At 39.5% G+C, this 4461-nt stretch carries 5 protein-coding genes; 3 read left to right on the forward strand and 2 right to left on the reverse strand.

Features of this window, described 5'->3' with window-relative positions; translation table 11 throughout:
- The first annotated feature begins 110 nt into the window (after nucleotides 1–110).
- Together AC6F75_RS03455 and AC6F75_RS03460 are read left to right on the forward strand one after the other, a co-directional pair.
- The gene (locus tag AC6F75_RS03455) at nucleotides 111–2504 is read left to right on the forward strand and encodes a TonB-dependent receptor domain-containing protein (protein ID WP_500713553.1); all 2394 of its coding nucleotides are present in this window, start codon (nucleotides 111–113) and stop codon (nucleotides 2502–2504) included.
- A 15-nt stretch (nucleotides 2505–2519) separates the two neighbouring features.
- Complete coding sequence (locus tag AC6F75_RS03460) at nucleotides 2520–3080, forward strand: type 1 periplasmic binding fold superfamily protein (RefSeq protein ID WP_500713554.1); 561 nt, start codon at nucleotides 2520–2522, stop codon at nucleotides 3078–3080.
- Nucleotides 3081–3256: 176 nt separating this feature from the next.
- Here the strand turns inward: AC6F75_RS03460 and AC6F75_RS03465 are convergent, their stop codons facing one another.
- Nucleotides 3257–3559, reverse strand: coding sequence for a hypothetical protein (locus AC6F75_RS03465; RefSeq protein ID WP_500713555.1), 303 nt, complete (start codon nucleotides 3557–3559; stop codon nucleotides 3257–3259).
- Nucleotides 3560–3616: 57 nt separating this feature from the next.
- Nucleotides 3617–4159 (reverse strand): peptide-methionine (S)-S-oxide reductase MsrA, encoded by a 543-nt coding sequence (msrA, locus tag AC6F75_RS03470; protein ID WP_500713556.1) that lies wholly within the window; start codon nucleotides 4157–4159, stop codon nucleotides 3617–3619.
- 166 nt (nucleotides 4160–4325) lie between these two features.
- Here msrA and AC6F75_RS03475 point away from each other — a divergent pair.
- Nucleotides 4326–4461, forward strand: a 136-nt coding sequence (locus AC6F75_RS03475; protein ID WP_500713557.1) for a DUF4372 domain-containing protein, incomplete at its 3' end; no start/stop codon positions are given.

Consider the following 4461-nt stretch of genomic DNA (forward strand, 5'->3'; position numbering starts at 1 on the left):
TTTAGACAAGTTATCCTTTCAGATTAAACTCAGGGGTCCGCCTCGTTGCACATAATTTCCCGGACTTAAATTTTCATTTTTTCAATAATATTTAAAAGGATAAAGCCATTATGCGCTTATTTATCATTGTTTTCTTTATCGGAATGGTTTCCCATTCGCAACAGTGTGATTTGAACCTACAAGGTCGTGTGGTTGATTTTCATGACAACACACCGCTTGACGGAGCAGTAATTATTGTTGCCGGACTTGAAACCTATGCCATGACCAATCTTGACGGATATTTTACCCTTGAGGGCTTGTGCGCAGGAAGTTACACACTTCAGGTATCACATCCCGAATGTGACACCAAAGCAGTTCAAGTGAGAATGCCTTTCAGTAGTTTATTAACCATTAAACTTGAGCACCATCTTGAGGAGTTGCATCAGGTAACTGTAAGGGGAAGTGCCGCCATAGACTATGTGGCTACCCAACAGGAAAACAGAATCAGCAAAGATGAAATTGAAAATTTAAGTTACGCTTCACTGGGCGATGCCTTAAAACGAATTCCGGGTGTTTCATCACTCAACACCGGCAGCACAGTGGTAAAACCTGTCATTCAGGGACTTCACAGCAGTCGCGTGTTGATCATGAACAACGGGGTGAGAATGCAGGACCAGGAATGGGGTGTGGAGCATGCGCCCAATGTCGATTTAAACACTGCCGGAAGCATTTCGGTCATTAAAGGAGCGTCTGCGCTTCAATATGGAGGAGATGCCGTGGGAGGAATCGTATTGGTGGAACCGGCCCGAATTGTCAGAAAAGACTCTTTGTTTGGAAGTACTTTGGCAACGTTTGCCACAAACGGCCGAGGCGGAACCATAACTTCTTCGCTTACAAAAACCAAAGAAACCGGCTGGTATGGAACAGCACAGGGAACTTTGAAGCGTTTTGGCGACTTTGAGGCTCCTGATTATAAGCTAAGCAATACCGGCATCTTTGAAAAGGCAGCTTCGTTTAGATTGGGATTGAACAAATTTCGTTACGGATTTGAAGCCTATTATTCTTATTTCAATTCAGAAATCGGGATTTTAAGGGCTTCTCATCTTGGAAATGCAGAAGATCAGTTTTTGGCATTGAATAGTCCGCGACCACTTGTTATCAACGAATTCAGTTATTCGATTGACAACCCAAAACAAAATGTTTCTCATCATTTGGCAAAAGCCAAGGTTTTCAAGCGTTTAAGCAATTTCGGAAAAGTGGAATTGCAATATGACTTTCAGTTCAATAACCGTTTGGAGTTTGATGTGCGCCGTGGCGGAAGAGGCGATATTCCCTCTGTTGACCTGGAATTGACCACCCACACCCTGGCGGCAGATTTCAGTTATGATGCCCGAATGAATTTTAAGGCCAATGGCGGGTTGATGTTGCGTTATCAAAACAACTATGCCAATCCCGATACCGGTGTGCGACGACTCATTCCCGACTATGATAAATATGATGCGGCTATTTATGCCTTGGGGAAATATTATATTGGGGAAGAATGGGTACTGGAAGCCGGGGTCCGGTATGATTTTAATCATCTGGATGCTAAAAAGTTCTATCGAAAATCACTTTGGGAAGCCCGGGAATACAACAATTTATTCCCCGAATTTGAAGTGATGGAAGTGGGTGCGCAAATTTTAACCAACCCGGTTTTTGATTATCATAACTTTTCAGGAACGTTGGGCGCAGCTTACACTTTTGGTGAACACTATGAGCTGATGGCCAATTATTCACTGGCCACCCGTGCTCCCAATCCGTCTGAATTGTTTAGTGAAGGATTACACCATTCTGCAGCACGCATAGAAATTGGAGATTTACGGTTTGATCAGGAAACAGCGCATAAGGTTTCACTTTCATTGAGCAGAAATTCAGACCGTTTTCAGTTTACTGTCAATCCTTATTTAAACAGTATCAGCAACTTTATTTATATTGAACCTGCCGGCGTTGAACAAACCATCAGGGGAAGTTTTCAGGTTTGGGAGTTTAAGCAAACCGATGCTTTACTGATGGGGTTTGATTTTGATTCAAAAGTGAAATTAAATTCACAGTTTGACTTGATCAGCAAGTTTGCTTTTGTAAAAGGATATGACCGAAAAACAGATGAACCGCTTATATTAATGCCACCGGCAAATTTGAGCAATACCCTTCAGTATAAAAATGAAACACTGAAGAATTTACGCATTGGACTGGAAAGCAATTATGTGTTCAGGCAAAATGAATTTCCGGAAACCAACACTGAGATTTATTTGCCCATATCTGAAAGTATAGAGATTATTGATTTAAGTACGACTCCGCCGGCCTATCATTTGATGCATTTAAATGCCGATGTGGATTTTAGTGTTTTTGGACATTCGACCTTTTCAGTGGGATTGACAGTCAACAATCTTTTCAATACAAACTACAGAGATTACCTCAACCGTTTGCGGTTTTATGCAGACGATTTGGGAAGAAATATAGTTTTACGTTTAAAAATCAATTATTAATTAAAATTCATTAAAATGAAAAATTTAAAATTATTAGCTATTTTATTCATAACAACTTTGTTTATCACTTCTTGTTCAAGTGATGATGATATTGCACCCATAGTGGAAGAAGAAGTCATTACAACACTTAAAGTAACTCTTGTGGGTGGAGGTTCATCAATTGAGCTTGAATATAAAGACCTTGACCCGGACGGTCCAACACCTCCTGTAATAACAGGCGGCACACTGATGGCCAACACAAGTTATACAGCTTCAATGACTCTTTTAAATGAACTTGAAAGCCCGGCAGAAGATATGACCATTGAGATTCAAGAAGAAGCAGACGAGCACCAGTTTTTCTATCTTGTGGGCACTGGACTTGACATCTCAAACCTGACCTATCTTGATTTTGATTCAAACGGAAAGCCGCTTGGTTTGGAGTTTAGCTTTGACACAGGAGCAGCCAGTCAGGGGGTTTTCACGATTATTCTGAGACACGACCTTGATAAAAATGCAGCAGGTGTAAGTAATGGTGACATTACCAATGCCGGTGGAGATACTGATATTTCGGCTGCTTTCCCATTGGTGATTCAATAGTTTTCAGTTGTTTTTGAAAAAGAGGCTGTATAAAAAGTCGGGTTTTGCCACAAAGTCACCAAGGCTCTAAATTTCACGAAGATTTAAGATTCTATTAATCAATGCTTTGTGCTTCTTGGTGTCTTAGTGGCTTCGTGGCATTCTTTTATTCAACAACTTTTTAGACAGTCTCTTTTTTATTCCGTTATTTCTACCTCAAGGGGTTGTTGTGCTGTTTTTTCACCTTTCCAGACAAAAACATACAACCAGGTAAGTGTAAAGGTGGGTATCACATCAAGTCCCGGTGATAATTCTTCAAGGAATACAATAACCGCAGCGATTTTTCCGCGTGTTCCGGGATACATTTTGGTCATTTGTGATGCCGCATAGGGTGCCCATATAATGTCAATAAAAGGCCCAAAACCCGGAACTAAATAACTGGCCATGCCAATCAAATCGTATAGTATCCCTTTTCGAAGTAATTTGTATTTTTCAGACATTATAAATGCTTTCTAATAGAAGATTAACGAACTAAAACGAGTAAAAATTATCTGATTTTAAAAAGTTTTATCTTCAAAGAATGCTTTAAGTTTTTCAATTTTTGGTGTAATTACCAGCTGACAATAGGGCTGGTCTTTGTTCAAGTTGTAATAATTGTGATGTTCGGGTTCTGCCGGATAAAAGGCTGTAGTTTTTGTGACTTCAGTTACAATTTTGTTTGGAAAAATCCCGGCTTTGTCCAGTTGCTGAATCATTTCCTCTGCCATATTTTTTTGTTCTTCAGAGTGATAAAAAATAGCGCTGCGGTATTGAGTGCCACTGTCATTCCCCTGACGGTTGAGCGTGGTGGGGTCGTGAGTTTTAAAAAACACCTCCAGCAAATCATTATATGAAACCACCTTTTCATTATATTCAATCTGAACAGCCTCGGCATGTCCTGTTCTGCCGGTACAAATCTCCCGATATGCCGGATTTTTAATAGACCCACCGGTGTAACCTGATTTTACTTTCAAAACGCCTTTAAGATTTTGAAACACAGCTTCGGTGCACCAAAAACAACCTCCTGCTAAAGTTGCTATTTGCTGATTGGAATTGTTCATATTAAATTTCTAAATAACAAAGCTACATTTCAATTCAACATTCATTGAACTTATTAACTTATAATTAATCATTAGTGTCCGGTAAAAATTTTAAAAAAACCGGGCAGTACATTTAATTACTACCCGGAATGTCTACTTTTGAGTTACAACACAAAAAAAGTAAGACATGGGTAAAAGTACAAATTTTAGCGGACAGCCGATATTCAATCAATTATTAAAGTTCATTGACAAGAGTGAGATAAGAAGAATAGCTAAACAACATAATGCAGAACGATATGTAAAGAAGTTTACCACTTATAATC

The sequence above is a fragment of the Planktosalinus sp. genome (genome assembly GCF_059864935.1).